Here is a 25,488-nt window from a genome sequence, read left to right on the forward strand (position 1 = left end):
ACTGTCGCCCTCTCGGACTCGGGACCGGACGCCCCTACAGGTTTGCAACTCAATCTACTGGGCGGCCATATATAAATACAACGAAACGCTGTCTCTTCGTTCCGGCTTCTCATGATTCTGAGAGGAATCGCTCCCGAGGTTCCGCGTTAAGCGTACGGGCTAGCCCGAAGTCGGGGGGAAAACAGGTATGGAGTTCGGGGAGGACACGATTCGAACGCGCGTCGGGATTCAAACTTCGACGTACTCGTCGTTGATTTCCCACTCGCCGTCGTCGCCCTGCACCATGTACTCGCCGTAGTAGGGGACCCGATTCTCGACCGTCTCGCGGAACGTCCCCCGAATCTCGTCGCGTGTCATCTCGCCCATCGACCGGAGGTCGTCGTTGCGATTCAGACATCCCTTGAGGTATCCTTCGTGCGTGACGCGCACGCGGTGGCAGTTCGCGCAGAACTGCGGGTTCTCGACCGGGTCCACGATTTCGACCATCCCGCTCGACTCGTCCGACGACGTTCCGCCGACCCAGTAACGTCTTCGGTGGTGCATCTCGCGGGTCTCGACTTCGTCGGCAAGGTCGGCCAGCCAGTCGTGGACGCGCTGGATGTCGATGTTCCACTCGGGCTTGCCCGTGAGTTCGGGCATGTACTGGATGAGTTGGAGCTGCAACCCCTCGTTCTCGGCGACGTGCTCGACCATCTCCTCGACGTAGCCCGCCGTGTGCTCGAACACGACCATGTTCAGTTTCACGGGGTCGAGTCCGGCATCGAGCGCCGCCTCGACGCCCTCGATGACCTTGTCGTAGGCTCCGCTTTGGGTAACTTCAGCGAACGCCTCGGGGTCGAGCGCGTCCTGCGAGACGTTCACCCGCTCCAGTCCGGCGTCCACGAGGTCGGGCGCACGCCCCGGCAGGAAGGTTCCGTTCGTCGTCATCGACACCTCCATCTCGTCGGGTGTCCGCCGGATTATCTCCTCTAAATCTTGCCGGAGCATCGGTTCGCCGCCCGTGAACTTGACCTTGCCCACGCCGAACTCGTGGGCGACTTCCAGAAATCTGACCACTTCGTCTGCGCTCATCTCGTCGTCCTGGGGGTCCATCGGCCCGCGAGTGTCGCCCAACCCCTCGTTGTGACAGTAGACGCAGTCGAAGTTGCACCTGTCGGTGAGCGAGACCCGCACCCCGGAGACCTCGCGCCCGAAATCGTCCTCCAACATGGTTCAGACCTTTCGCGCACGAGTCCTTAAAATCGCTGTCGAACCCCGCGCTCTCGTAACCGAATCCAGTTACGAACGCGTTCGGTCGCGCTACTCGCTCGACCTTGTCGTCACTCGTCAGTTTCGCTTCGCCCCTCGTCCGCCGAGTCGGACTCCTCTACCACGGAGGCGACGGCGTGACTCCCACCGACCTCCTCGATGCGGATGTCCACGCGGTCCCCGAGGTCCGCGCCGGGGACGAACACGATGAATGATCCGATTCGGGCGACACCATCGCCTTCGCTCCCGAGGTCTTCGATTTCGAGCGAGTAGCGCTCTCCAACATCAACCGGAGCAGTCTCGCGGTCCGCCATGACCCCCGAAACGATACGCTCAAGATTACGTATTCGGTGCGCCCGAGGCGATTCCTCTGGGTTCGCGCCCGACGACTCGGGACCGAAAGTTGACAAGGCTTATCGACACGTCGGACCGTATCTTCGGCCATGAACGAATCGGAGGTACGCGACTTACTCGGGGAAATAGAGGACCCGGACCTCGGCGACGACATCGTCTCGCTCGGTCTAGTCAACGACGTGTCTGTTGACGGCGATACCGCGGTCATCTCGCTGGCACTGGGCGCTCCCTACTCGCCCCACGAGACCCAAATCGCCAACCGCGTTCGGGAAGTCCTCGGCGACCACGGACTCGACGCCGACCTTTCGGCCCGCGTGGACGACGATATCTCGACCGACGAACAGGTTCTTCCGAACGTCAAGAACATCATCGCGGTCGCCTCGGGCAAGGGCGGCGTCGGCAAATCCACCGTCGCGGTCAACATCGCGGCCGGTCTCTCCCAGATGGGCGCGCGCGTCGGCCTGTTCGACGCCGACGTGTACGGGCCGAACGTCCCCCGGATGGTGGATGCCGAGGAAGTCCCGACGGCGACCGAAGACGAGACCATGATTCCGCCCGAGCAGTTCGGCGTGAAACTCATGAGCATGGCCTTCCTCGTTGGCGAGGACGACCCCGTCATCTGGCGCGGTCCGATGGTCCACAAGGTCCTCACCCAACTCTGGGAGGACGTGGAGTGGGGCCACCTCGACTACATGGTCGTGGACCTCCCGCCGGGGACCGGCGACGCCCAACTCACGCTTCTCCAGAGCGTCCCCGTCACGGGCGCGGTCATCGTCACGACGCCCCAAGATGTCGCCATCGACGACGCCCGCAAGGGCCTGCGGATGTTCGGCAAGCACGACACGTCGGTCCTCGGCATCGCCGAGAACATGTCCACGTTCAAGTGCCCCGACTGCGGCGGCGAACACGACATCTTCGGCCGCGGCGGCGGCGCGAAGTTCGCCGAGGACAACGACATGCCGTTCCTCGGGTCCATCCCCATCGACCCGTCGGTCCGGACCGGCGGCGACGAGGGGAAGCCAATCGTCCTCGACGAGGACAGCGACACGGGCGACGCCTTCCGCGTTCTGACGGAGAACGTCGCCAACAACGTCGGAGTTATCAAGCGACGCCAGCAACGCTGAGACATGTCCGACGACCCAGACGGAAGCGACCCGGAGCGCGTCGAGACGCTTCGCACAATTGCCGATGACATTCGTGCCGAGAGTTCCGAGAGCAAGATGGTCGCCGCGATTCTCTACCGAATCAGCGACCTCTACGACCCCGACGAGGAGACTTCGCCGCGGGACATCTACCTGAACATGCGCGAAATCATCCGGACGAAGGAGTCGTAGGCCGCGTCAGCGGAATCTGCGGAACGCAAACAGTCCGATCAGGACCGCGGCGCAAATATACACTATCGGGATTCCCGCGAGTTCGTGTCCGCTGCTGAGTCTCGTGCCGATACCTCCGTAGCTGTCGTTGCGGTACTCGTAGTTGTTCTGCATCCACGTCGGTCGCACCGGCTCGTACGAATCGTTCCAAACTTGGGTTTGGTCTCCACTCTGTCCGGCGAACTCTACCTGATCGATTCCCCCTTCCGCCGTCGTCGTGTTGCCCGTATAGAGGCGCGCTTCACCAGCTATCTCCGCGCCACGGTCGTCGAGCAACTCTACGGTAATCGTCCGCGTGTCGCCCGGCCGAACCGAAGCGGGATAGAGGCTTCCGTCTGTCCCGACCGTGTGAACCATGAGTTTCGTGCTGTAGAGCTGTTCCGACGGATTCACGAGCGTGACGTTGGCTACTGAGGACGGCTCACCCGCAATCGTCCCCTCGGTGACTTCCACATCGGCGATGTACGGCGTCGGAATCTTTCCGGAGTCGGCCGAGTCGATTTTTCGCGTGAAGTTGAACTCGGCGTGTCCGCCGAACGTGGAGAACGTGACCGTGTGTTCGTCCTGATTGACGTTTATGCCGTCCGTGATGTTGATTTGCTTCGTTCGCTGTTCGCCGCTAGAGAGGTTGAGATTTTCTTCATGAACTCGTTGCTTATCGACTTTGAGTACATATCCTGTGAGATTGACTTTCTCTTTAGTTGGATTCTCAGCTATAATTTCAACCACGGATTGCTCTTCGTTGAGCGTGACCGTGTATTCGACATCACTTGCTGACTCGACTTCTTTGCTCGAATGTTCGTCCTGTAATGGCTCCGTAGCGACGACGGTCATGGAGAGTAATCCACAAGCCACGAAGAGGACACCGAACGCGATGGACAATTTCTTAGAGATCATGGCGATTTAGTTGTTAGTAGACTGCGAACAGGCCACTTTCAGCTTACACCAGCTAGGTCCACTCCCTGTATCAGTTATGCTTTCTATTATCTCGCCTCTACTTTTAGCTGTTTCGTACACGAATGTATTCGACACGGGTTCTCTCTTTTCGGTGACACTGCCGGTTTCCGGGTCGTAGGACCGAGTCGTGAGCGTTCCAGTGACGACTGCTTTGGTTCTAACGACGTCGCTTCTCTCGTCGTATATCGGCGTCCACAGTTTTGCGGTGCCATCGTTGCGGACGAGAGTCCAAGTGGTCGTCTGTTCGGTCGTTATCCGCCAGTCGTCTTTGGCATACACCTGCTTTCTCGCCAGCGTGTAGTCCTTCGTCGTAACTTCCGTCTGCCATTCGTAGACCGCATCTCGGACTTTGGTATCACGCGCAACTTCGTAACGCGTCACTGTTTCGGTGGACTGGGTTTTATATTCGACCTCGAATTGGGTCTCGTACACCGCGTCCGAAATCTTCACCCGTCTCGCTTTCCCGGTAAACGTATGCGTTGGGCTGCGCTTCGATGTTGCCCAGTACGTTTCTGTCTTCGTAACGGTATAGCTGTACGTCGTTGTCGTCCGATACGTGTAGGTCTCCTTCGTTCTATAGGTGTACGTTCGGCGAACGTTGTAACAGCCGAACTCAGGACGACATCGCTCTATGACACGCGTGCGAGTTTTCGTCACCCATCGGGTTCCAGTCCGATGTACCGTCATCGTCTTGGTCTTCTCGATCTCGTTTTTGTAGCTGTACTTGCGCTGAGTTCGGTACTCGGCAGGCTCGACACGTTCTTCACGAGTCTCTCCTGTTCGCTCTCCGTTCCAGAGACTCGAATCATGCCACTTCTGCTCGAACTGGTTTCCGGAGAGTGGATACCATCTGGAGAACGTTTCCGTCGTCGTTTTCTGACTCTGCTCACGTCCGGAAGCGTACCATCCGTTTGAGGATGCCAGAAACATCTCCCGAAGTCGGAGGCTGTCGAACGTTTTCGTTTCAGTTTCGTACTTGGCGGCCTCGGTCTGAACTTTGCTTTCGAGTACGTATTTCGATTCTTCGCTGGTTTGATCGACTTCGTATCCTCGGTCGAGATACTCGTTTCGGGTTTGAACGGTATCAACGGTCACTTCCCTCGTGCGAGGCCTTTCGACCAGATACGAGAGATTTTCCACGGTGGCCGCGGTCCAGTCCCTACTATGAGTCTCCGAAACCCCAATCTCCGGCAGATCGGTTTCAACCTCTTTTCGAGCGTTTTCTTCGTTATAAATCGTCACCGTCGGAGAGGGCGAGGTTGAGGCGAGCGTTTCGGTGGGAACTTCGATGATTCCGACGTATCGATACGGCGTCTCTGTCGCGTCGGAGTGTCCACTTTTTGTTGCCTCAACTGTCTTCCATTCGACGACGTTTGCCTCCGGGTTCGATACCGAAATCCCCAGTGAGAAGTCCTGATAGTACGTCTGTTTCGAGAAGTGGTACGGTTCCGTTTTCACTTGAACACGAACAGTCTCTCTGTCAGCGTAAGGTTCCTCGCTCAGAACGGTCGTCTTGGATATATCCGGAACGAAATACTCCAAGAAGTCGAAATTTCGCTTCGCTCGCAAATCGTACTCGTCTTCGACGATGCTGGCCGCTCGCTTGTAAGATCGGAATTTTGCCGTCGAGTTGTCAGGTTTCGTCGGCTCTGCTCCGTATTTCCAGATGTATTTGAGTTCCGTTCCGTCCGGGTCAAAAGACCCCGAGGCGTTTACCAAGATGCCGTGCTCGCGGGTGATGTACTCCTCTGTACCGTCGTTGACTACATTTAGCCGGAGTTCTGGCTGGCTTGGTGTTACAGAGAATATAGATATCTGTTTTTTCTTCCAGCTAAATAGGTTCCCCAGATACGCTACGTGTGAGGATACTCTATATTTTTCTGGCGATTTACCCGCCCAGTAACTGTGAATGACTAAACGATCTTCTTCTGTCTCCTCTACTTCTCTGACCCGTCTATTTTTTATTTGTCTGAGATTATCATCTCTGGACTGTACTTCTGCATCCACTTCCTCAGCGTCAACACCGTTCAAATCGATTTCCAAGACGTGGTGCGCGGCGTACCGAGCGGGGTCAAGCCGCTCGTGGTACGAGTCTACCGGTCCGTTGACGAACTCCGACCTGACGATTTCGGGGTCCTCGACCGGAACGATTTCTCGACTCGTACTGGCTGTCTGGCCGCGCTTGTCGGTGGCGACGACGCGTACTGTGTGTCGCTGACCGGGGGTGAAATCCGAATGAGCAAAACGCATCGTTCGCTGGCGGCCAAACTCGTGGTGACGACCTCTGCGTACGGTATCGCCAGCCACGGCGACGATTTCGCCATCGACTTCGACGCGAAGTCCGTTCAAGTTCTCGTACTCATCGACGCCGCTGACGCTCCCCGAAATCGAACCGTGTGGGTCGAGCGATTCGAACGAGACGTTCGGTCGCGGGTCGGCCGTGACCGTTGTCGTCCCATCAGTGAACGTGGCGACGTTGGTGGAGTGATCAGTGTACGTCACGACGGCATAGAGTTCGTGGTCGCCGGGTTCCCACGTCCGGGTCAGCGACTGGCCACTCCCGATACGACCGGCGGTGCTTCGCCACTCGACGGAGGCAATCTCGCTAGTCGGAGCGTCCAGTCGAGCATTGTACCGACCTCGGAGGGGTCTCGAACCAGTGACGACTGTGTCGCCCGCTATCTGCGGCGAGTTTCGGTCGGCGGTCGTCGTCCCCGACCCCGGCGATTCAGTGGGTGAGTCGGACTGCGACTGGACTTCGACAGCGAGCGAACTCGCGTTCGTCAGTCCATCGACGTCGTAGACCGTCGCGGTAACGTCGAGGTCTCCGGCAGTGGGGAAATGCTTCGTCACGGTGTGTGTCGTCTGGTCGGCCGAAAGCGAGGAGTTCGCAATCCGGGTGCCATTGACTCGCCAGACGATGTGGTCGAGTACGGCGGTTCCCTTCGAGAGGGTCGCGGTGTAGGTCGCCTCAGAGCCTTCGGTTGGTCGCGTCGCGCCCGTGACCGAGACGGCCGGACCTTCGCCGGGCGATACGTCGGCGTAAAGCGTGTCGGAACTGGTCGCGCCGTCGTCGTCGGTGACGGTTATCGTGACGCGATAGCGGCCCGTCTCGGTCGGTGAGAATCGCGTTCTGGCACAGTCGGCGCAGTCGGGGGCGACGGTGTCACCGGCCGGAGTTCGTATCGACCAGTCGTAGCGCTCGATGCGACCGTCTGGGTCGCGCGACCCCGTGGCGTCGAGGAGGACGGTCGCACTTTTCCTCACGTCTTGGTCGAGACCAGCGTCCGCGAGTGGCGCTTCGTTCGCGGACGTGGCGTCGTTCACAGCGAGCGTTCCGGCTGCAGTGGTCGTCACGACAAGGAGTACGGTGAGAACAACCAACGTCAGCTTCGACATGCGGTTGGTTTGCACCGTTCCCGCTTAAAAAATTACGTGTGAAGTTTTAAGAGGTAATTGAATAATACTGTTCAAATCCGCTCCCGGAGTAAAGAACGGAACGTCGGCAAACACCCGTCAGAATCAATCGCCCTCAATCCCTCATGAACGTTCCTTGCCAATCTATAGCAAAGGCTTTACTGATTCCCCCATTTATTTCCAATCACTGGGCCTAACGGCCGTGAGCAACAGATATGACTAACGACGAACTTATCTGGCGAATCGCGGGGGGTTCCGGCGACGGAATCGACTCGACGAGCCAGAACTTCGCCAAAGCGCTAATGCGCTCGGGTCTGAACGTTTTCACGCACCGACACTACCCGTCGCGCATCCGTGGCGGCCACACGTACGTAGAGATTCGGGCGAAAGACGACCCCGTAAAGTCCCGAGGAGACAACTACAACTTCCTCCTCGCGCTGGGTGACAGCTTCGCTCGCAACCCCCAAGAGGAAGCCTACTACGGCAACGAGGAGGTCAAACCGCTGACCGAGAACCTTGATGAACTTCGAGAGGGCGGCGTCATCGTCTACGACTCCGGCCTGCTCGACGCCAGCGAAATCGAGAACTTCGACGAGCGCGTCGAGGAGAACAACTGGCACGTCTACGACCTCGACCTGCGGGGTCTCGCCAAGGAACACGGCCGAGAAATCATGCGCAACACGGCGGGCGTCGGTGCCACCGCGGCGCTACTCGACATGGACCTCCAGTACATCGAGGACCTGATGACCGACGCCATGAGCGGCGACGTGCTGGAGGCCAACCTCCAGACTCTCGAAGAGGCCTACGAGTCGGTCAAGGAGGACTACGAACACACCCACGACCTGCGCGCCCCGACCGGGACGCAGGAAGCGGAGCAGGTCCTCGTCTCCGGCTCGCACGGCATCGCCTACGGGTCGCTCGACGAGGGCTGTCGGTTCATCTCGGGCTACCCGATGACCCCGTGGACCGACGTGTTCACGATTATGACCCAACACCTGCCCGAGATGGGCGGCATCTCCGAGCAGGTCGAGGACGAAATCGCCGCGGCGTCGCTCGCCATCGGTGCGAGCCACGCCGGAGCGAAGGCGATGTCCGGGTCGTCCGGCGGCGGCTTCGCGCTGATGTCCGAACCGCTCGGTCTCGCCGAGATGACCGAGACGCCCATCGTCCTCGTGGAGTCGATGCGCGCTGGCGGTTCGACCGGAATGCCGACCAAGCCCGAGCAGGGCGACCTCGAACACGTCCTGTACACCTCGCAGGGCGACTCGAACCGCGTCGTGTTCGCGCCGGGCGACGCCGCGGAGTGTTACGAGCAGACTCGAAAGGCCTTCGAAATCGCCTACGAGTACCAGATTCCGGCCATCGTCATCTACGACCAGAAGCTCTCGGGCGGCCACCAGACCGTCCCCGAGGACGTGTTCGATGAGGAGCCGAACCCCGACATCGGGAGCGTCGTCACCGAGGAAGACCTCGAAGAGGCCGTGCAGGAAGCCGGTCGCTTCAAGCGGTTCATGTACGACGACGACGGCGAGCGCGGCGGCGTCAGCCCCCGCTCGCTCCCCGGCCAGAAGGGCGGCAACTACCTCGCTTCGGGTAACGAACACAACGAAGTCGGCCACATCAGCGAGGACCCGGACAACCGCGTCCTCCAGATGAACCGTCGGATGGCCAAGCTCGACTCCATCCGCGACGAACTCGCGGAAAACGCCGACCATCAGGCAGTCTACGGTCCCGAGGACGCCGAGTACGGTATCCTCAGTTGGGGCAGTACCAAGGGGGTCGTTGAGGAGGCCGTCGATGTACTGAACGAGCAGGGCCACTCGGTGAAGGCGATGAACGTCAGCGACATGATGCCGTTCGCCGCGGACGAGGTAACCGCGTTCCTCGAAAGCGTTGACGAGGCGCTCGTCGTCGAGATGAACGCGACCGCGCAGTTCCGCCGCCACGTTCAGGGTCAGCTCGGTCGCTTCGGCGAGAAGCTGTACAGCCTGCTTAAGTACGACGGCAACCCCTTCGAGCCGCGCGAGGTCGTCTCCGGCTTCGAGAGCCGAATCAGCGGGGACGCCGACCTGAGCCAGTACAACGTCCGCATCGAATCCGCAACGGGTGACTAATCATGAGTGCATTCAACGCAATCGGTGAAGAGCGAGAAATCGACAGAGACGAGTTCACGCCCGAAATCGAACCGCAGGCGACGTGGTGTCCGGGCTGTGGCGACTTCGGCGTCCTGAAGGCGCTGAAGCAGGCGATGCCGGAAGTCGGCCGTACGCCGGAAGAGACCCTGCTGGTCACGGGTATCGGTTGCTCGGGCAAGCTGTCGAGCTACTTCAAGAGCTACGGGTTCCACTCCATCCACGGCCGCTCGCTACCGGTCGCTCGCGCGGCGAAAATGGCCAACCCCGACCTCGAAGTCATCGCGGCGGGCGGTGACGGCGACGGCTACGGTATCGGCGGGAACCACTTCATGCACACCGCCCGCGAGAACCACGACATGACCTACATCGTCTTCGACAACGAAATCTTCGGGCTGACGAAGGGCCAGACCTCCCCGACCAGTCCGAAGGGTCACAAGTCGAAGACCCAGCCCCACGGGAGCGCAAAGCAGCCGATTCGACCGCTCTCGCTCGCGCTGACCTCCGGGGCGTCGTACGTCGCTCGGACCGCGGCGGTCAACCCGAATCAGGCGAAGGAAATCCTGACGGAGGCGATGGAACACGACGGGTTCGCGCACGTTGACTTCCTCACGCAGTGTCCGACGTGGAACAAGGACGCCAAGCAGTACGTCCCGTACATCGACGTGCAGGACAGCGACGACTACGACTTCGACATCACCGACCGAGGAGAGGCTTCCGAGATGATGCAGAAGGCCGAGGACGCGCTCTACGAGGGCGAGGTCCTGACGGGTCGGTTCTACCACGACGAGGACCGACCGTCCTATCAGGAGGAAAAGCAGGCCACGGGCGACATGCCCGAGGAACCGCTGGCCGAGCGGTACTTCGACGAGGACTACGAGTGGGAGCGTAGCTACGACCTGCTCGAACGTCACAAGTAACTCGGCGTCGCTGCTGGCGGTTTTCGATTTTTCGAGATGCGTGGCCAACGCGGCGTCCCGACGGCGACTCTCGTCGGGACGCGAATCGACTGACGGCAAAGCGGTGCGGTTTTGTTTCTGTGGGGGCTGATCGAAAGTATGACTCTTCCAACTGGTTCCCGTCGAAGTTTCGTCGCCAGCGTCGCGGTCGCTCTCGCTGGGTGTGCCGGAACGTCGAAGCGCGGAAACGAGTCCGATAGTGCTACGACGACCACCCAGACAACCGACGAACGGACCACCACTGGGTCCGACGCCGAAGGGACGACAGTTGAGTCCGACGACGCCGCGCCGACCGTCGCGTGGGACGAGGTTGCACCGTTCCGGAAGTGGCTCACCGACTACAGCACGATACCGAACAGCAACCACCGCTTCGACTACGTGCGAGGCTACTCCGACGCGTACGTGAAAGGCGGCCGCGTCTCGTTTCTAGATCTCTCCCGCGAGAGTTTCGACGGACACCTCACTCAATCCGGCAACGTCATCCACCTCGGGTCGTTCGACGCCGCCTCGCTGACCGCCCGCATCGAGGAGTCACCCGACCACGAGCGGACCGGCGAGTACGAGAAGTACGCCTTCGCGGAACAAACCGAGACGGGCATCGAGGTGGCTGTCAGCGACGACGCCCTCCTCGCGGGGTCCGACCTCCGGACGTGGATAGACACGCGACTGGGGAAGCGAGAGCGATTGGAGGAGAGAGACCCCGATTTCACCCGCGTCTTCCAACGACTCCCCGACCGCGGCCTCGTCACCGGGCAGTACGGGCCGCCGACCGGCGGGGAAATCGACAATGACGCTATCAAGCTGTGGGGTCTCTCCAGAGGGAGTCTGTCGTCGGACACCGCGACGTGGGTTTACGTGTTCGAGACGGCCGAGGACCTGACCGACGAGGCACTGACGAGCGTCGAAAACGGTCTCGGACCGCTCGTCCAAGAAGTCACGAACTCGAAGCGAGACGGCCGGTTTGCGACGATTACGGCCACGCCGGTCCAGCTCTAGTCGCCGGTCCGTGGCCAGATGCGAGGCGGCTACCAGCTGTCGCCATCGAGCGCGCTGCTTTCTTCGTCCTCGCCGCTTTCGCTTCCGTCGTCGTCTTCCCCGCTGTCGCCTCCGTCGTCGCTCTCTCCGTCGTCGCCATTCTCTCCGCCTTCGTCATCGTCTTCGCCACCGCCGGGCATCCCGCACCCGGCGAGACCGGCGGCGACTCCGGCGAGCGAGACCTGTAGGAACCGTCGGCGCGAGCGTCGTTCCATGCACCGACGTAACTCGTCGGCGGGGAAAAGGCGGATGGCCGTCAGCAACTGCTCGCACTCGGCGACCGCTCAGAGACCGCTGATTCGACGCCGCAAACAAGCGTTCGGTCAGCGTACGAACCGTTTTCCTATTCGGAAGGTATTTTTTCCTGTGACCGAAACACACTGCTAATGAGTACACAGTCCACGGAGGACCGAATTCTCTCCGTCCTCGAAGAGGACGCACAAGCGTCCTACGCCGAAATCGCCGACCGGGCGAACGTCTCGAAGCCCACGGTCCGAAAGTACATCGACAAACTCGAAGACGAGGGGGTTATCGTGGGGTATTCTGCCGAGATAGACCCGAAGAAACTCTCCAGCAAGTCCATCGCGCTCGTCGGGATGGACGTGGCCAGCGAGAAGTACGTCGAGGCCACCCGCGACCTGAAGAACTTGGCCGAAGTCGAGACGCTGTACTCCTCGTCGGGCGACCACATGCTCATGGCCGAGGTCCGGGCCGCGGACGGCGACGCCGTCGGCGACGTCATCAGCGAGAAGATTCTGGACATCGAGGGCGTGACCGCGGCGCATCCGTCGTTCCTGCAAGAGCGCTTGAAGTAGGACGGGTCGTGGAAATCGAGTGAGTTCGGCGTCGGTTCGTTTTCGGTGGTTTGGGGTGGCCAGTAGGGGAACCCTTGTTGTGGAGAAAAGTAGCGACGGGGAACGCTAGTTGCGGAGGAATGCTAGTTGTGGAGGAACGAAGAGAAAGCAGTCGAGAAGCTAGCTTCAGACTTGAACAAATCATACCGCACAGCACCGCCCCGCACGGGCCTCACGCCTCCCCAGCCTCCTCTATTGCTCCTTTCAGTCGCTCAGTCGTCCACCGTCAGAGGCACACTCTGACGAGCCTGCACTCGCTTCGCTCGCGCGGATGGGCGCGACGCACACGGCGTCGCGCCCACACGCGCCGGTCGGAACGATTCACAATTGCGTGAGCCATCTCTATCCACTGCTAGAAAACGAAAAACTGTCCGAAAGCCGTCCGCAGCGAGGTCAGTCTGCCGTCGAGAGTTCGAGGCTCTCCAGCGCGCGCTGGATGCGCTCGGAGGCCTCGGCCAGTCGCTCGGCGCTGTTGGCGTAGGAGACTCGTAGACACTCCTCGGCGTTGGACCCGAAGTCCGGGCCGGGCGTCATCGCCACGCCCGCCTCTTCGAGGAAGAAGTCCGCGGCGTCGAAGGCATCCCCCGGCAGGTCGCTCACGTCCACGAGCAGGTAGTACGCGCCACCGGGCGTATACCCCATGCTCAGTCCCCAGTCCTCGACTTCGCTCACGAGGTAGTCGCGGCGCTCCCGATAGGTGTCGCGCACGTCGCCGAGGAAGTCGCTGCCGACCTCGTCTAACGCCGCGACGCCGCCCGACTGGACGAAGTTCGGTGCGCAGATGAGCGTGTTCTGGGCGATGCGGTTGACGTGGCCCACGTACTCCGGCGGCGCGACCATCCACCCGAGCCGCCATCCGGTCATGGCGAATCGCTTGGAGAAGCCGTCTATCACGAATGCGTCGTCGGTGTACTCCAAGATGGTGTGGTCCTCGCCGTCGTAGGTCAGGCCGTGGTACACCTCGTCGGAGATGACGGTGGCGTCCGCGGCGTCGGCGAGGTCAACGAGTTCGGCGAGCGTTGACCCGGAAAGCACCGCGCCGGTCGGGTTCGCGGGCGAGTTGAGCAGGAGTGCTTCCGTCTCGGGGCTGACCGTGCGCGCGAAGGCGTCCGCGCGCGGACGGAATCCGTCGTCGGCAGACAGCGGAACCGTCGAGATGCGCCCGCCGGTCTGGCGGACGAAGTTCGGGTAGCAGGCGTAGTAGGGGTCGGTCAGCACCACCTCGTCGCCGGGGTCTACCAGCGCGGAGAACGCGAGTAGGAGCGCGGGCGAGGACCCCGAGGTAACGACGATGCGCTCGGGCGACACGTCCACGCCGTAGCGCCGGTCGTAGTAGTCGGCGATAGCTCGGCGCAGTTCCGGTTTCCCCTTCGAGGAGGTGTAGCCGGTTTCGCCCGCCCGGAGCGCCGCGACTGCCGCGTCGGTGACTGCTGTTGGCGTGTCGAAGTCGGGTTCGCCCACTTCGAGATGTACCACGTCGTCCATGCGGTTTGCCCGTTCGAGTACGTCCATCGCGGCGAACGGGGTCGTCCGGGTCGCGCGCTCCGAAACCATGTGCAGTGGAGAACGGGACTACACATATAAAGCTTCCATGTGACAGTCAGTATTTGCCGACCGACGGACGTTGCCGACGCTCGCCGTGCAGACGACCGGGACCGCAAGGATTGGGTTCCTACAGTCCCTACGCCGAACTGATGGCTACCTACCAGCGCGAAGTCCGGGTCGATGCGCCGCTCGACGAGGTGTGGACGTTTCACTCCCGAATCGACGGACTAGAGGCGCTCACGCCCGACTGGATGCATCTCCGAGTCGAGACCATTCGCGGCCCGGACGGGAGCAAGCGCGGCGACGACGCGGTGTTAGAGTCCGGCACGGCGGTCCGGATGTCGATGCAACCGTTCGGCGTCGGTCCGCGCCAGCGCTGGACCACGCGAATCACCCGCCGCCAAGAGGGCGACGGCACCGCCGTCTTCACGGACGTGATGGAGGACGGGCCGTTTCCGGAGTGGCACCACACGCACTACTTCTACGCCGACGGCGACGACCGGACGCTCCTTCGAGACCGGGTGGAGTACCGACTCCCCGTGGTCGGCGACCTGTTCGGCCCGCTCGGCTGGGTCGGTTTCGAGCCGATGTTCCGGGACCGCCACCGCCGGACGAAGCGGATTCTGGAGGACTGAGCGCGGGGCGGACAAGCGACCCTGCCGCTCACACGCCCACCATCAGCGGTCCGAGTAACACCCCCATCAGGTGGACGCGCCGGGCACCGAACCGCGCCGGAACGAGACCGACGAGCGTGGCGACGCCGAAGACGGCGACGCCGACCCCGCCCGCGAACAGCCAACTCAGTCCGACCAATAGCGCGAGGACGCCGACCGAGAGGCGCAACTGGTCGATAGCGCCGACCGTCCGGAGGTAGCGGTCGCCGACGCCGAGGACGAGCAGAAAGCCCGCGAGACCCGCAATCGCGGCCGTGACGAGCAGGAGCGGTAGGTTCACCGGCGCGTTCGCCTCCCGGAGCGCGACCATCACGCCGGTCCGGGGCGTGCCGAGCGCCGATAATGCAAAGAGCGCGAATATCGTGTTGGCGGTGTTGACGCCGCTGGTCGCCACGACGAATCCGCGGGCGTCGGTCGAACCGGGCACCAGCGCGAGCGCTATCACCGCGGCGACGGCCGAGGAAACGCCCGGCAGGTAGCCGACGGCCGCTCCGGCGAGGCTTCCGGCCGCCGCGGTCAGGCCGACCGTCCGCCGGGAGACCGCAATCGTCGCGTCGTCCTGCTCGGGGACGCCCGACCCCGACAGCGCCTCCAGCAGGACCGGCGCGCCGAACAGGCCCGCGAACAGGGGCGTGAGCATCCCGCCCGCGTCGAGGGGCGCGGCGGGGGTCAAATCGAGAGTCGCGTACCCGAGCGTCGCGCTCCCCGTGAACCCCGCCATGCCGCCCCAAAACGCCCGAATCGAACCTTCGGTCAGCAGGAGGAACGCGACGACGACGCCGAGAACCACCGGGAGGTGCGCGCGCACGACGGGGTAGGCGACCGTCATCCCGCGCGTGACCGGCACCGCGAGCGGGACCGCCAGCGCGACCGCGAGACCGCTCCCGAGCGCCGAGAGCCGAATCGCTTCTCGCCCTCGGCCCGCGATGACGAGTCTGTGGGCCGGGAGCGCGGTCGCGGCCATCGCGGCGTCTGGCACCCCGAGCGCCATCGCGGGCACGGCGTCGAGAAACGAGTGAACCACTCCGGCCGCGAGTATCGCCGCGCCGACGAGTCGCGGCGGACCGGGCACCGCGGGCGCGACCGACGCCAGCAGGAGCGCGAGGTTGTTGACGTGCAGGCCGGGCGTGAGTCCGCTCAGCGTCCCGAGCGCGACCCCGCCGAAGACGAACGCGAGCGCCGCGGCTGAGGGACCGACCGACAGGCCGACGCGGACGCCGGACGCCTCCATCGGGGCAGGTTCGTCTCGGCTTCGGATTTAAACGTTCGTGCGAGACGGAATCGGCGGCAAGGAGGTCGGCGTCCGCGACGGACAGGAACACACTTGGGCCGGAAGTCCCAACGTCCGAACATGGCTACTTCGACTGCGAAGCGGCGGGTCAAGGACAACCCACGGGCCGCAACTGCGGCCCTCTCGGTACTCGGTTACGTCCTCGTCCTCGGAACGTTCGCGGGCATCCTGCCCATCTATCCGGAACTCGAACGCGCGACGGTGGACCTGCTCAGTCACGCCATCGCGGTCGTGAACACCTTCGCGCTGACTTCCATCGTCCTCGGCGTGCTGTGGATTCGCCGCGGCGAGGTTCGCAAACACCGGGCCGCGATGTTGACCGCGTTCACGCTCATCATGCTGTTTCTCGTCATCTACCTCGTGAAAATCGGGGGCGGCGGCGAGAAGCAAATCGCGGCGACCGGCCCGGTCTACTACGCCTACCTCGTGATGCTCGCCATCCACATCGTCCTCTCGGCGGTGTCGGTGCCGGTGGTCGTCCACGCGGTGGTCCTCGGTCTCACCCACACCCCGTCGGAACTCCGGGACACCGCCCACGCGAAGGTCGGCCGAATCGCCGTCGCAGCGTGGGGTCTGAGTCTCGCGCTCGGCATCGTGACCTACGTCATGCTCAACCACATCTACGGCGTCGAGGAGTACGTGATGGCGTTGGCACCGCTCGTCGCCATTCGGCGATGAGCGAGGGCGCTCGGTCTCCACGCCTCGGCGCGCGCGTCGCCGACGCGCTCGAAACTCCGGTCGAGTCCGTCACCGAACTCGACGGCGGCGAGGTCGGGCGCGTCGCCCGCGTGACTCTCGCCGACGGCCGGACCGTCGCGGCCAAGACTGGCGAGACGCCCCTCGGCGTGGAGGCGTTCATGCTCGACGTTCTGGCGGACCGCGGCCTCCCGGTCCCCGAGGTGTTGTATCGCGGCGACGACCTGCTGGTCTTGGAGTACGTTGAGGGCGACAGTGAGATTATCCCGGTCGTCGAGCGCGACGCGGCCCGCCACCTCGCGGCGCTCCACGGAGAGCGCCCGGCCGAACGGGACGGAGCGAGCGACGAAGCGGCGGGGAAGTACGGCTTTCCGCGCGACACCCTGACCGGTCCGTACCGCCAACCGAACCCGTGGACCGACTCGTGGGTCGCGTTCTTCCGGGACCGGCGACTCCGCCATTTCGCGCGGAAGGCCCGCGAGGCGGGCGTCCTCCCGGCAAAACTCGGCGATAGACTCGACGCGCTCGCGGGCGACCTCGACTCGTTGCTCCCCGATGACCCGCCGCCCGCGCTGATACACGGCGACGTGTGGGCGAACAACATCCTCGCCGCCGACGGGCGGGTCCGGGCATTTCTCGACCCGGCGTGTTACTTCGGCCACGCCGAGGTGGAACTCGCGTACGTCGCGTTCGCGGGGTCGTTCGGCGACGCCTTCTTCGAGACCTACGACGAAGCGCGGGGCATCGACCCCGGATTCGACGAGGGTCGGCGCGCGATTTACCAGTTGGTTCCCCTGCTCGAACACCTGCTCTACTTCGAGGACGACCGCTACGCCGCGAAAATCGCGGACCATCTCACCGACCTCGGCTACTGACTGACCTCGAAATCGGTCGCACCCCCTCGGTTCGACCGAGTGACATAAGACCCTCGGAGACGAGTGACCACTCGTGACAGACGAGTGGACGTTCCCCACCGCCACGGGTACGGCGACCGTCCGTGACGGTCGCCTCGAAATCTCGGGGTCGGTGGGCCGGATTGTGCGCGAGAAATGGCGAGAGGGCTGGACCACCAACGCCGCGGGACGGCGGTTGCTGTTCGTCTTCTCGCTGGTCGGGTCGGCCAACCTCCTCCGCCGCGTCGTCGCAAGCGGTTCGGATATCCTCTCCGGCCAAGCCGACCCGATGCCGCTGTTCCTGTCCGCCTGCGTCTGTTTCGGTCTCCTCGTGGTAGCGTACCGAGCGACCCGCACGAAGACGGCCCGACTGCGTGACATCGCCGTGGTCCGGCGCACGGACGACGACGAACTCAGCGTCGAGTTCGAAGACGAGGCTCGCGGCCTGCTCGACATCGAGACGCCGACCGAAGACGACGCCGACGAGGCCGCCGAAATTCTCCGGTTGCGCGGCGTTCCGGTCGAGGACGCGACCGACGAGGAGATTCCCGAGTCGGCCGGATTCCGCCAGCGACTCCGCGCAAAAGTGGAGTGAGGTCAGTCCGTCCGCGGAATCGCGTAGGTCCCGGCGGCGAAGAAGACGAGCGTGAGGGCCGCGAGGACCGCGAGGTTGACCTCCCACGACTCGCCGAAGGTGACGGCCGGAAGCACGATTTCGCTCCCCGTCGGCACGTAGGTCAGTTCTCGGACCCCGCGAGCGAAGTACGTCAGCGGCGAGAGGTTCATGGCGGGTCGGAACCACGCCGGGAGCAGGTCGGGCGTGACGAACGTGTCCGAGAGGAACAGCAGGGGGAGCGCGATGGCGTTGCTCGCGGCGATGACGCCGTCTTGGGAGTCGGCCAGTCCGCCCAGCACCGCGCCGAGACCGCAGAACAGCGCGACGGCGAACGCGACGAAGACGGCGACGAGCGCCAGATTCGCCGGGCCGAGCGCCAGCGACGCGGTGCCGGTCACCAGCGCCATCAACCCGAGGATGAGCAGGCCCGCGATGCCGATGATGGCGACGTTGACCAGCGTGTGGGCGAGCAACCACTCGGCGCGCGACAGCGGCGTCGTCGCCAGTTTCTCGAAGCGGTTGCCCTCGCGGTGGCGCGCGACTTCGGACCCGACCCGCGAGAGCGGCGTGAACAGCACCACGACCGCGAGATACCCCGGCAGGTAGTAGCCCGGCGGTTGGGCGAACAGGCCGCCGCCCGGATTCGTCTGGACCAGCACCGCGAAGATGAGGATGAGGATGACCGGGAAGAAGAACGTGAAGAACACCGCGGTCCGCCGCCGAGTGAACGACCGCCACGCCGCGCTGGCCTCCGCGCGGACGCGACCGCTCGCGGTCATCGCTCGCCTCCCGCGACCGCGGTTTCGCCGTCGTCGGACCAGTCGTCCGTCTCGCTCTCGGCCCGCCCGAGCGCGACGCCCTCGCCGCCCGCGACCGAGCGCCCGGTCAACCGGAGGAAGGCGTCTTCGAGGTCCGGTTCGGTCCACGTCAGCGACTCGTAGGCGACCCCGCCGTCGTTCAGCGCCGCGACAACCTCGCCGATGTCCTCGGGCAGGACGCCCGTCACGACGAGGCGGCCCTCGCTGGTCTCGACCTCGAAGTCGGTGTCCGCGAGCGCGTCGGCCGCGCTCGCCGAGTCGGTTCCGGCGTCGGCGTCGCTCTGGGCGTCCGTCCCCGTGCCGTCGTCGGTCTCGACCACGATTCGGGTCCGGCCGCCGTACTCGGCCACGAGGTCGGAGGGAGACCCGACCGCGGCGAGTTCGCCGTCGGCGAGCAGGCCCACCCGGTCTGCGAGTCGTTCGGCCTCCTCCATCGAGTGCGTCGTGAGGAAGACAGTGGTGCCTCTGTTCGTGAGGTCCTCCACCAGATTCCAGAGCGCTCGCCGCCCGGCCGGGTCGATGCCCGTGGTCGGTTCGTCCAGAAAGAGGAGGTCCGGGTCGTTGACCAACGCCGTCCCGACGCAGGTCCGGCGCTGTTGGCCGCCCGAGAGGTTCTCGTACCACGTCTCGTCAGTGGCGTCGAGACCGACCTCCGAGAGGACGGTCTCGGGGTCGCGCGCCTCGTCGTACAGTCCGGCGTAGTACGCGACCAGTTCGCGGGCGGTCAACCGCTCGGGCGGGTCGAACGCTTGGGGGAGCAGGCCGATGCGCTGGCGGTCGGCCGATGCTGGGTCGGTGCCGAACACCGATACCGACCCCGAGTCCGGTTCCGTCGTCCCCGTCAGCGCCCGGACAAGCGTGGTCTTGCCCGCGCCGTTGGGACCGATGAGTCCGAACACCTCGCCCTCGCCGACCGACAGCGAGACGCCATCAAGCGCCGCGGTGTCGCCGTAGGACTTCGTCAGGCCCTCGGCGACCAGTGGCTCGGTCATGCCGGGCACTTGCGGCGGTCCGGCCCTAAGCCCGTCGGTTCCGACGCCAGCAACTATTTGTGTCGGAGGTCGGATAGAAACCGTATGACCGACGGCACCGACGCGTTCAGAACCGAAGTCGAAACGAAGGTCGCCGCGGAGTTCGGGACCGAGCGCGACGCCGAGCGAGTCGCCGACGCCGCGGTCCGACTCCGGGAGTCGGAGGGCGTCGAGTGGAGTCCGACGTTCATCGCCGAGCGCATGGCCGACGCGCCGAAGCGAGATTCGGTCCCCGAGAAGTGGGACTGGTTGCTCGGCTACGTCGGCGGTCCGGCCGACGCCGAGGAGTACCGACTCGCCGAGTGAACTCGACGCTCCCGGCGACAGCATCGACTCACTCGCCGAGGCGCGCCAGTCGCTCCTGAAGGCTCTGTGGCTCGTCGCCCAAGGAATCGCTCGCGCCCGAGTCGGAGGTCTCGGCCGAGTGGCGATAGCTCGGCGGCGCGAACCACGTCGGCGGCGGCGAAGCGCAAGGAGACCCAGAGGTAGTATCTCGACTCCGAGGCCGCGAAGTCGAGGCGGTGGCGTCGTCACCGGGAGTCGGCATGGCTGTCAGACGAACGTCTGATGTGAACTGGATTATAGCCGCCCCAAATCATCACGGAAAATAATGGTAGTGAGGTTCTTACCGGAACGTTCCGATGGACGGCCGCCAGCGAAGCAGAACGACCGTCAGGGCGAACGCGGCGGTACCGAGCGTGTACGACCACTCGCTCGCCGCGGCCGCGACCGCGGTCCCGCTTCCGGCGACTCCGGCCGCGAGCGTGGCGACGACGGGCCATGTGCAACTCACACAGGAGACCAGTCCGATCAGCCCCGACACCGCCGACCCCGCGGTCTCCAGCACCGTGTCGTAGACGAGATACGCCAGCGTCAGGTAGCCGACAAGCTTGTACGGCATCAGGGTCGCCTGCACGAGTTCGCCCGAGTACAGCAGGGCCGGTCCCCAACCGGGTGGGAGCCACGCGATTCGGAACCCGGAGGGATGGGTGTGTGCGCCCGCCGAGCCTCCGGCGTGACTGTGAAAGAGCAGTCCCGGCTTGAGCAGGCCGCCGACGGAGGCCAGCAGGAGGAAGTAGCCGACGGCAATCGTCGCGCCGACGTAGCGAGCGCGGGGCGAGTCCGCCGACGGCTTCGTCCGGACGAGCGCCCACGCGCTGAGATTGAGCCAGACGAACGGGAAGACGAGATACCGCCACTCGGTGATGGTCACGTCCGCGAGCAGGAGGTACGCGAACGTGAGGATGAGTTCGGTGTTGAGGGCGAGTCCCACCCACAGCAGGGTGTCGAAACTCGGCCGGAGTCGGTCAATCGAAACGTCGAGAGTCCGTGTCATGGTTGGCGGGTCAGAACGCGAGCGCGTCGGCGACGACCGCCAGCAGGAGCGCGCCCAGATAGGCGTTCGAGGCGTGGAACGACCGGAACGCGGCCTCTTCGGTCCGCTCGTAGTGGAGACGGATAACCGTCCAGAGGAAGACCGCACCGAACGTCACGCTGGTCGCGGCGTAGAGCCACCCGAGCGTCGTGACCGCCGAGAGCAACCCCGCCGCCAGCAGGGTCGCCCCGAGGTACAGCAGGATGTGCTTGCGAGTAACGGCCTCGCCGCGGACGACGGGCATCATTGGGAATCCGCCGCGGGCGTAGTCGTCCTTGTACGCCAGCGCGAGGTTGTAGAAGTGCGCAGGCGTCCAAAGGAAGATGACTCCGGCGAGTACGATTGCGGGCAGGCCGATTTCGCCCGTCGCGGCGGCCCCGCCGATGAGCGCCGGGAGCGCCCCGGCGAATCCGCCGATGACGGTGTTCTGGACCGTGTTGGGCTTCAGAAGGAGCGTGTAGACCACGCTGTAGAACAGGATGGCGAACAGCCCGAGTACGGCCGCCAGCACGTTGACCGTCAGGAACGCGGCCAGCGAGAGCACTGTCAGCACGAGACCGAAGACGACGGCGTTGCGGACCGGAATCTGGTCGGTCGCCGCGGGCCGGTCGGCGGTCCGGTTCATCTTCTTGTCCACGTCGCGTTCGAGGACGTGGTTGAACGTGCCCGACGCGCCGATAGAGAGGACCCCGCCGGTGAGGGTGGCGACGACCGTCCTCACCCCGAGGTCGGTGGGACCGGCCGCCAGCGCCATCGCGGCCGAGGCGACCAGACAGAGTAGCCACATCAGCCGGGGTTTCATCAGTCGGAAGTACGCGAACCCGGTGCGCTTGGCGCGGGCGACGAATCCGTCCGGGACCGCGGCCGGATTCGGGCGCTCGGGATGGTCCTCGGCGTCGGGCATCTCCTCGGGGTCCTCGACGCCGGTCGGTTCGTCGAACGTTTCGGGTTCGAGCGTCCACGCCAGCGCGAGAATGATGCCGCCAAAGATGGCCATGCCGACGACGAGGTGGACCGCCGACAGCACCGCCGGGGTGGCGGTGGTCGCGGCGAACGCGCCGAGACCGACCTGCGCCGGGTAAAGCAACGCGGCGACGGCGAGTGAGGTTCGGACGCGGCGGTCGGTATCGACGCGCCACGCGAGTATCGTGGTCGCCGCGAGCGCGAGCGCGACGCCGAGCGCGGCGACTCGGTGGCCCCACGCGACCGCGAGTTTCGGCTGGTCGAGCGGGACGAGCCACTGGCCGTTACACGCGGGCCACGTCGGACAGGCGGCCGCGGCGTCCGTCAGCGCCGTGGTTGCACCGACGACCACCAGTAGATAGACGCCGATTGCGGTACCAGCGAGCATCGAGACGAACCGCCGGGACGTGTGTTCTGTCACGCGAATCTCCTTATCGAATATCCGGACTCGCCGTATTTAGAAGAACCGAATCACGCGGCGCACGAGGAGATCGAACAATCCCGTCCGACGGGGGAAGTCAGTAGGTATTTATGAGTCTCGTACTAATTCCTGAACAGCATGAGTTCCAAGCGGACAGCGTTCGCAACGCTACTGGGGGTCGCGGCGCTCGCCCTGTTCGCCGACCCGGTGATGGCGCAGGGGTACGATTCGACGACCGAGGAACTGATTCGGTCGCTCAACACCCAGTTGCTGTACATGGCGATTCCCATCACGGTGCTGGTTGAGGGTATCCTCATCTACACCGTGTGGAAGTACCGCAACAACGACGACCCCAAGCCCACCAAGGAGAACCGTCGCCTCGAAATATCGTGGACCATCGCCACCGCGCTGGTCCTGCTGGTCGTCGGTTACGCCTCCTACGGCGTGATGGCCAACGAGTACGTCTCGAACGCCGAGGGAGCGTACGAACCGAGCGAGGAAGCCGTCGAAGTGGAAGTCGTCGGCCAGAAGTACCTCTGGAACTTCAACTACGAGGGCGAGAACGTCTCGGCGACCGGTACGCTCGTCCTGCCTGAGGGGCAGAACGTGTATCTCAACATCACTTCCACGGACTGGCTTCACGCGTTCCACGTACCCGAACTCGGGTTAAAACAGGACGCCCTCCCCGGTCAGCACAACATGATTAAGACGAAGATAACCGAGACCGGGACGTATCAGCTCTACTGTGCGGAATACTGTGGCGTCGGTCACTCGAAGATGCTCGGTGAAGTCGAAGTCGTCTCCCAGCAGGAGTATCAGGACTGGCTGGACGACCAGCAGGGCAACAGTTCGAGCTAACTCGCGTTCCGCGCTCTCCGCTTTTCGGACTGAACACCGACCGCGTAGCCGCGGCGTCGCCCAGCGAGTGTGACCCGTTTTCACGGAACCGCACGCTTTTTTGACACGGTGAGCGAACCGTCCCGGCATGTTGCCGCCCGATTGGACCGACGACCCGCCGCCGACGCGACCCCGTCACCGAGCAGTTCCACGGAACCGAAATCGCTGACCCGTATCGCTGGTTGGAGGTTGACGACGAAGCGGTCCGCGAGTGGACCGTCGCACAGAACGAGTACGCCGACGCGCTCCTTGACACTCCCTCGCGCGGCCGCCTTCGCTCGGAGATGCGAACGCTCGCCGATGGTGCCGGGTACGGCACCGTCGAAGCGGCGAACGGTCGTACTTTCGAACCGTATGCGAATCGGGCGACGAGCGCGTCGATATTCATGTGGCGAGCGTTCCCGACGGCGAGGACGTGGCCGTGCTGGACGACTCCGGGCGAGTCAGTCGTGCGTTCGTCGGCTACGACCCCGCGAGTCCCGGCACGGTCGCGTGGAACGCCGACGGCGAGTGTTGTACTACGTTGCCACCGAGTCAGCGTCGGGCGGCGATACCGAGACGGAACTGCGCCACTGGTGCTTCGACGGACGCGAGGAAGTCCTGTTCGCGCCCGAGACCCCGACGAGTTCGAGTTTTTACGAGCGTACTCGCCGTATCACAACGTCGCGGACGACGCCGACGACCGCATCGAGTACCCGCCGGTCCTGTTCACGGCAGGGTAGAACGACACCCGCGTCCACCCCAGTCACGCCCGGAAAATGGCCGCCCGGATGCAGGCGGAGACAGCGGGCGGTCCTGTCCTCCTTGGCACGGCCGAGGATGCCGGTCACGCGGGCGGCGAGTCGGCCGAGACAATCGTCGCCGAGCAGACCGACCGCCGGACGTTTCGCTACGAGGCGTTGGGAATGGCTGGAAAAACGAGCGCGCGAAACGGCGAGGTTGGTTAGAACGAGACTTCCGCGCCGACGTACAGCACGACGACGAGGAATATCCAGACCGCGTCCACGAAGTGCCAGTACATCGAGACCGTCGTGACCGAGACGTGGCGGTCGGCGGTGTACTGTCCGTAGAGCGCGCGGATGAACACGATGCCGATGAGGACCGCGCCCATCGAGACGTGGAGACCGTGCAGGCCGGTCAGCCCGTAGAACGCGCTTCCGAAGATGCCCGTTCCGACCGTGAAGCCCTCGTGCTGGATGAACTCGTAATACTCGTAGACCTGTCCGCCGATGAAGACGACGCCGAGCAGCAGCGTCGAGGCCAGACCGACGAGGAAGTTCTGGCGGTTACCCTTCCGGAGTTGGATGTGGCCCCAGTGGAGCGTGATACTCGACAGCACCAGCAGCGCGGTGTTGACCAGTACCAGCGACCCGACCAGTTCCGGGAACTCTTCGGTGGACCACGTCCCCGCGCGGATGAAGAAGTAGTAGACGAACCCGGCGCTGAACGTCGCTACTTCGGACCCGAGGAACAGTACCATGCCCCATCTGAGTCCGCTGCCGCCGTGACCGTCGCTCGACCAGAACGCCGAGACGAAGGCGTGGTACACCCAACCGTACAGTCCGACGAGGAAGAGACCAATCGACCCCACGAACGCCACGGGACCGTAGAGCGGGTTGACTATCGGGTCCTGTCCTTGGGCGAGCAAGAATAGTGCGGCACCGATGTAGATGCCCGCACCGCCGAGCGCGGTGATGAAGGGCCACCAACTCGCCTCGCCGAAGCCGCGGGGCCAGTCCTCGACGGCCGGGAGGTGATGGCCGTGCTCTTCTGTTGAATCGTCCGCTACTGTCATACAGGGTGGTTGCGCGTCGAATAGTAAAAAGGCACCTGAACGCGTCCGCGAACCGACCGGAGTTCCGTCGGTGTTGTGCAATTACGTCGCGCCCGTCGCTCGCCGCGCGGACCCGCCGTCGTCGCGCTACTCGACTCCGGGACG

At 63.9% G+C, this 25,488-nt stretch carries 26 protein-coding genes and 1 pseudogene; 14 read left to right on the forward strand and 13 right to left on the reverse strand.

What is annotated here, in order from left to right; genetic code table 11:
- Positions 1 to 228 precede the first annotated feature (228 nt).
- Positions 229 to 1,209, reverse strand: coding sequence for a GTP 3',8-cyclase MoaA (gene moaA, locus EP007_RS11950; RefSeq protein WP_128477872.1), 981 nt, complete (start codon positions 1,207 to 1,209; stop codon positions 229 to 231).
- A gap of 110 nt (positions 1,210 to 1,319) precedes the next feature.
- Positions 1,320 to 1,562: a TRAM domain-containing protein gene (locus EP007_RS11955; protein WP_128477873.1), complete on the reverse strand. Its 243-nt coding sequence runs from the start codon at positions 1,560 to 1,562 to the stop codon at positions 1,320 to 1,322.
- Positions 1,563 to 1,691: 129 nt separating this feature from the next.
- Here EP007_RS11955 and EP007_RS11960 point away from each other — a divergent pair, with 129 nt between their 5' ends.
- Together EP007_RS11960 and EP007_RS11965 are read left to right on the forward strand one after the other, a co-directional pair.
- Positions 1,692 to 2,726 carry an Mrp/NBP35 family ATP-binding protein gene (locus EP007_RS11960; protein ID WP_128477874.1) on the forward strand — a complete coding sequence of 345 codons (1,035 nt, stop codon included), beginning with the start codon at positions 1,692 to 1,694 and terminating at the stop codon, positions 2,724 to 2,726.
- Positions 2,727 to 2,729: 3 nt separating this feature from the next.
- Positions 2,730 to 2,936 (forward strand): hypothetical protein, encoded by a 207-nt coding sequence (locus EP007_RS11965; protein ID WP_128477875.1) that lies wholly within the window; start codon positions 2,730 to 2,732, stop codon positions 2,934 to 2,936.
- A 6-nt stretch (positions 2,937 to 2,942) separates the two neighbouring features.
- Here EP007_RS11965 and EP007_RS17950 read toward each other — a convergent pair whose 3' ends face one another.
- Both EP007_RS17950 and EP007_RS11975 read right to left on the reverse strand, forming a co-directional pair.
- Positions 2,943 to 3,809: a hypothetical protein gene (locus EP007_RS17950; protein WP_243700378.1), complete on the reverse strand. Its 867-nt coding sequence runs from the start codon at positions 3,807 to 3,809 to the stop codon at positions 2,943 to 2,945.
- Positions 3,810 to 3,878: 69 nt separating this feature from the next.
- The gene (locus EP007_RS11975) at positions 3,879 to 7,331 is read right to left on the reverse strand and encodes a PKD domain-containing protein (protein ID WP_128477876.1); all 3,453 of its coding nucleotides are present in this window, start codon (positions 7,329 to 7,331) and stop codon (positions 3,879 to 3,881) included.
- Positions 7,332 to 7,564: 233 nt separating this feature from the next.
- Between EP007_RS11975 and EP007_RS11980 the strand changes: the two genes are divergently transcribed.
- From EP007_RS11980 to EP007_RS11990, 3 genes are all read left to right on the forward strand, one after another.
- The gene (locus EP007_RS11980) at positions 7,565 to 9,463 is read left to right on the forward strand and encodes a 2-oxoacid:acceptor oxidoreductase subunit alpha (protein ID WP_128477877.1); all 1,899 of its coding nucleotides are present in this window, start codon (positions 7,565 to 7,567) and stop codon (positions 9,461 to 9,463) included.
- A 2-nt stretch (positions 9,464 to 9,465) separates the two neighbouring features.
- Positions 9,466 to 10,401: a thiamine pyrophosphate-dependent enzyme gene (locus EP007_RS11985; protein WP_128477878.1), complete on the forward strand. Its 936-nt coding sequence runs from the start codon at positions 9,466 to 9,468 to the stop codon at positions 10,399 to 10,401.
- A gap of 138 nt (positions 10,402 to 10,539) precedes the next feature.
- Positions 10,540 to 11,436 (forward strand): hypothetical protein, encoded by an 897-nt coding sequence (locus tag EP007_RS11990; RefSeq protein ID WP_128477879.1) that lies wholly within the window; start codon positions 10,540 to 10,542, stop codon positions 11,434 to 11,436.
- Positions 11,437 to 11,465: 29 nt separating this feature from the next.
- On the opposite strand, the gene EP007_RS11995 is transcribed toward EP007_RS11990, so the two are convergent.
- Positions 11,466 to 11,690, reverse strand: a complete 225-nt coding sequence (locus EP007_RS11995) for a twin-arginine translocation signal domain-containing protein (RefSeq protein ID WP_128477880.1) — start codon at positions 11,688 to 11,690, stop codon at positions 11,466 to 11,468.
- Positions 11,691 to 11,861: 171 nt separating this feature from the next.
- Here EP007_RS11995 and lrpA1 point away from each other — a divergent pair, with 171 nt between their 5' ends.
- Positions 11,862 to 12,290: an HTH-type transcriptional regulator LrpA1 gene (gene lrpA1 / locus EP007_RS12000; protein ID WP_128477881.1), complete on the forward strand. Its 429-nt coding sequence runs from the start codon at positions 11,862 to 11,864 to the stop codon at positions 12,288 to 12,290.
- Between the two features lie 432 nt (positions 12,291 to 12,722).
- Here the strand turns inward: lrpA1 and EP007_RS12005 are convergent, their stop codons facing one another.
- Complete coding sequence (locus EP007_RS12005) at positions 12,723 to 13,883, reverse strand: pyridoxal phosphate-dependent aminotransferase (RefSeq protein WP_128477882.1); 1,161 nt, start codon at positions 13,881 to 13,883, stop codon at positions 12,723 to 12,725.
- Between the two features lie 140 nt (positions 13,884 to 14,023).
- On the opposite strand from EP007_RS12005, the gene EP007_RS12010 reads away from it, so the two are divergent.
- The gene (locus EP007_RS12010; RefSeq protein WP_128478586.1) at positions 14,024 to 14,509 is read left to right on the forward strand and encodes an SRPBCC family protein; all 486 of its coding nucleotides are present in this window, start codon (positions 14,024 to 14,026) and stop codon (positions 14,507 to 14,509) included.
- Between the two features lie 28 nt (positions 14,510 to 14,537).
- Here EP007_RS12010 and EP007_RS12015 read toward each other — a convergent pair whose 3' ends face one another.
- Entirely contained in the window at positions 14,538 to 15,779 is a 1,242-nt protein-coding gene (locus tag EP007_RS12015; protein WP_128477883.1) for a tripartite tricarboxylate transporter permease, read from the reverse strand.
- Between the two features lie 120 nt (positions 15,780 to 15,899).
- Between EP007_RS12015 and EP007_RS12020 the strand changes: the two genes are divergently transcribed.
- From EP007_RS12020 to EP007_RS12030, 3 genes are all read left to right on the forward strand, one after another.
- Positions 15,900 to 16,517 (forward strand): DUF420 domain-containing protein, encoded by a 618-nt coding sequence (locus tag EP007_RS12020; RefSeq protein WP_128477884.1) that lies wholly within the window; start codon positions 15,900 to 15,902, stop codon positions 16,515 to 16,517.
- On the forward strand, positions 16,514 to 17,410 hold the full coding sequence (locus EP007_RS12025) for a fructosamine kinase family protein (RefSeq protein ID WP_128477885.1): 897 nt from the start codon (positions 16,514 to 16,516) through the stop codon (positions 17,408 to 17,410). Before EP007_RS12020 ends, EP007_RS12025 begins: the two co-directional genes overlap by 4 nt.
- Before the next feature lie 73 nt (positions 17,411 to 17,483).
- On the forward strand, positions 17,484 to 18,023 hold the full coding sequence (locus tag EP007_RS12030) for a hypothetical protein (protein WP_128477886.1): 540 nt from the start codon (positions 17,484 to 17,486) through the stop codon (positions 18,021 to 18,023).
- Positions 18,024 to 18,025: 2 nt separating this feature from the next.
- Here the strand turns inward: EP007_RS12030 and EP007_RS12035 are convergent, their stop codons facing one another.
- Both EP007_RS12035 and EP007_RS12040 read right to left on the reverse strand, forming a co-directional pair.
- Positions 18,026 to 18,823, reverse strand: coding sequence for an ABC transporter permease (locus EP007_RS12035; RefSeq protein WP_128477887.1), 798 nt, complete (start codon positions 18,821 to 18,823; stop codon positions 18,026 to 18,028).
- The gene (locus tag EP007_RS12040) at positions 18,820 to 19,854 is read right to left on the reverse strand and encodes an ABC transporter ATP-binding protein (RefSeq protein ID WP_128477888.1); all 1,035 of its coding nucleotides are present in this window, start codon (positions 19,852 to 19,854) and stop codon (positions 18,820 to 18,822) included. Before EP007_RS12040 ends, EP007_RS12035 begins: the two co-directional genes overlap by 4 nt.
- Positions 19,855 to 19,938: 84 nt before the next feature.
- Here EP007_RS12040 and EP007_RS12045 point away from each other — a divergent pair, with 84 nt between their 5' ends.
- Positions 19,939 to 20,199, forward strand: a complete 261-nt coding sequence (locus tag EP007_RS12045) for a hypothetical protein (RefSeq protein WP_128477889.1) — start codon at positions 19,939 to 19,941, stop codon at positions 20,197 to 20,199.
- 28 nt (positions 20,200 to 20,227) lie between these two features.
- Here the strand turns inward: EP007_RS12045 and EP007_RS12050 are convergent, their stop codons facing one another.
- From EP007_RS12050 to cyoE, 3 genes are all read right to left on the reverse strand, one after another.
- Positions 20,228 to 20,440, reverse strand: a complete 213-nt coding sequence (locus tag EP007_RS12050) for a hypothetical protein (protein ID WP_128477890.1) — start codon at positions 20,438 to 20,440, stop codon at positions 20,228 to 20,230.
- 78 nt (positions 20,441 to 20,518) lie between these two features.
- The gene (locus EP007_RS12055; RefSeq protein WP_128477891.1) at positions 20,519 to 21,229 is read right to left on the reverse strand and encodes a DUF7546 family protein; all 711 of its coding nucleotides are present in this window, start codon (positions 21,227 to 21,229) and stop codon (positions 20,519 to 20,521) included.
- 10 nt (positions 21,230 to 21,239) lie between these two features.
- On the reverse strand, positions 21,240 to 22,619 hold the full coding sequence (cyoE, locus tag EP007_RS12060) for a heme o synthase (RefSeq protein ID WP_128478587.1): 1,380 nt from the start codon (positions 22,617 to 22,619) through the stop codon (positions 21,240 to 21,242).
- A 171-nt stretch (positions 22,620 to 22,790) separates the two neighbouring features.
- On the opposite strand from cyoE, the gene coxB reads away from it, so the two are divergent.
- The 3 genes and pseudogenes from coxB to EP007_RS17805 all read left to right on the forward strand — a co-directional run.
- A complete protein-coding gene (gene coxB, locus EP007_RS12065; protein ID WP_128477892.1) occupies positions 22,791 to 23,510 on the forward strand; it encodes a cytochrome c oxidase subunit II in 720 nt (239 codons plus the stop codon).
- A gap of 140 nt (positions 23,511 to 23,650) precedes the next feature.
- Positions 23,651 to 24,271 carry a hypothetical protein gene (locus tag EP007_RS17800; RefSeq protein ID WP_208023609.1) on the forward strand — a complete coding sequence of 207 codons (621 nt, stop codon included), beginning with the start codon at positions 23,651 to 23,653 and terminating at the stop codon, positions 24,269 to 24,271.
- Positions 24,272 to 24,283: 12 nt separating this feature from the next.
- Positions 24,284 to 24,496, forward strand: a pseudogene (locus EP007_RS17805) (hypothetical protein); the annotation flags it as partial.
- On the opposite strand, the gene EP007_RS12080 reads toward EP007_RS17805, so the two are convergent.
- Positions 24,493 to 25,344, reverse strand: a complete 852-nt coding sequence (locus EP007_RS12080; protein ID WP_128477893.1) for a cytochrome c oxidase subunit 3 — start codon at positions 25,342 to 25,344, stop codon at positions 24,493 to 24,495. The pseudogene EP007_RS17805 and the gene EP007_RS12080 overlap by 4 nt on opposite strands.
- Positions 25,345 to 25,488 lie beyond the last annotated feature (144 nt).

The sequence above is a fragment of the Halorussus pelagicus genome (assembly GCF_004087835.1).
In the GTDB taxonomy this organism is placed as follows: Archaea; Halobacteriota; Halobacteria; order Halobacteriales; family Haladaptataceae; genus Halorussus; species Halorussus pelagicus.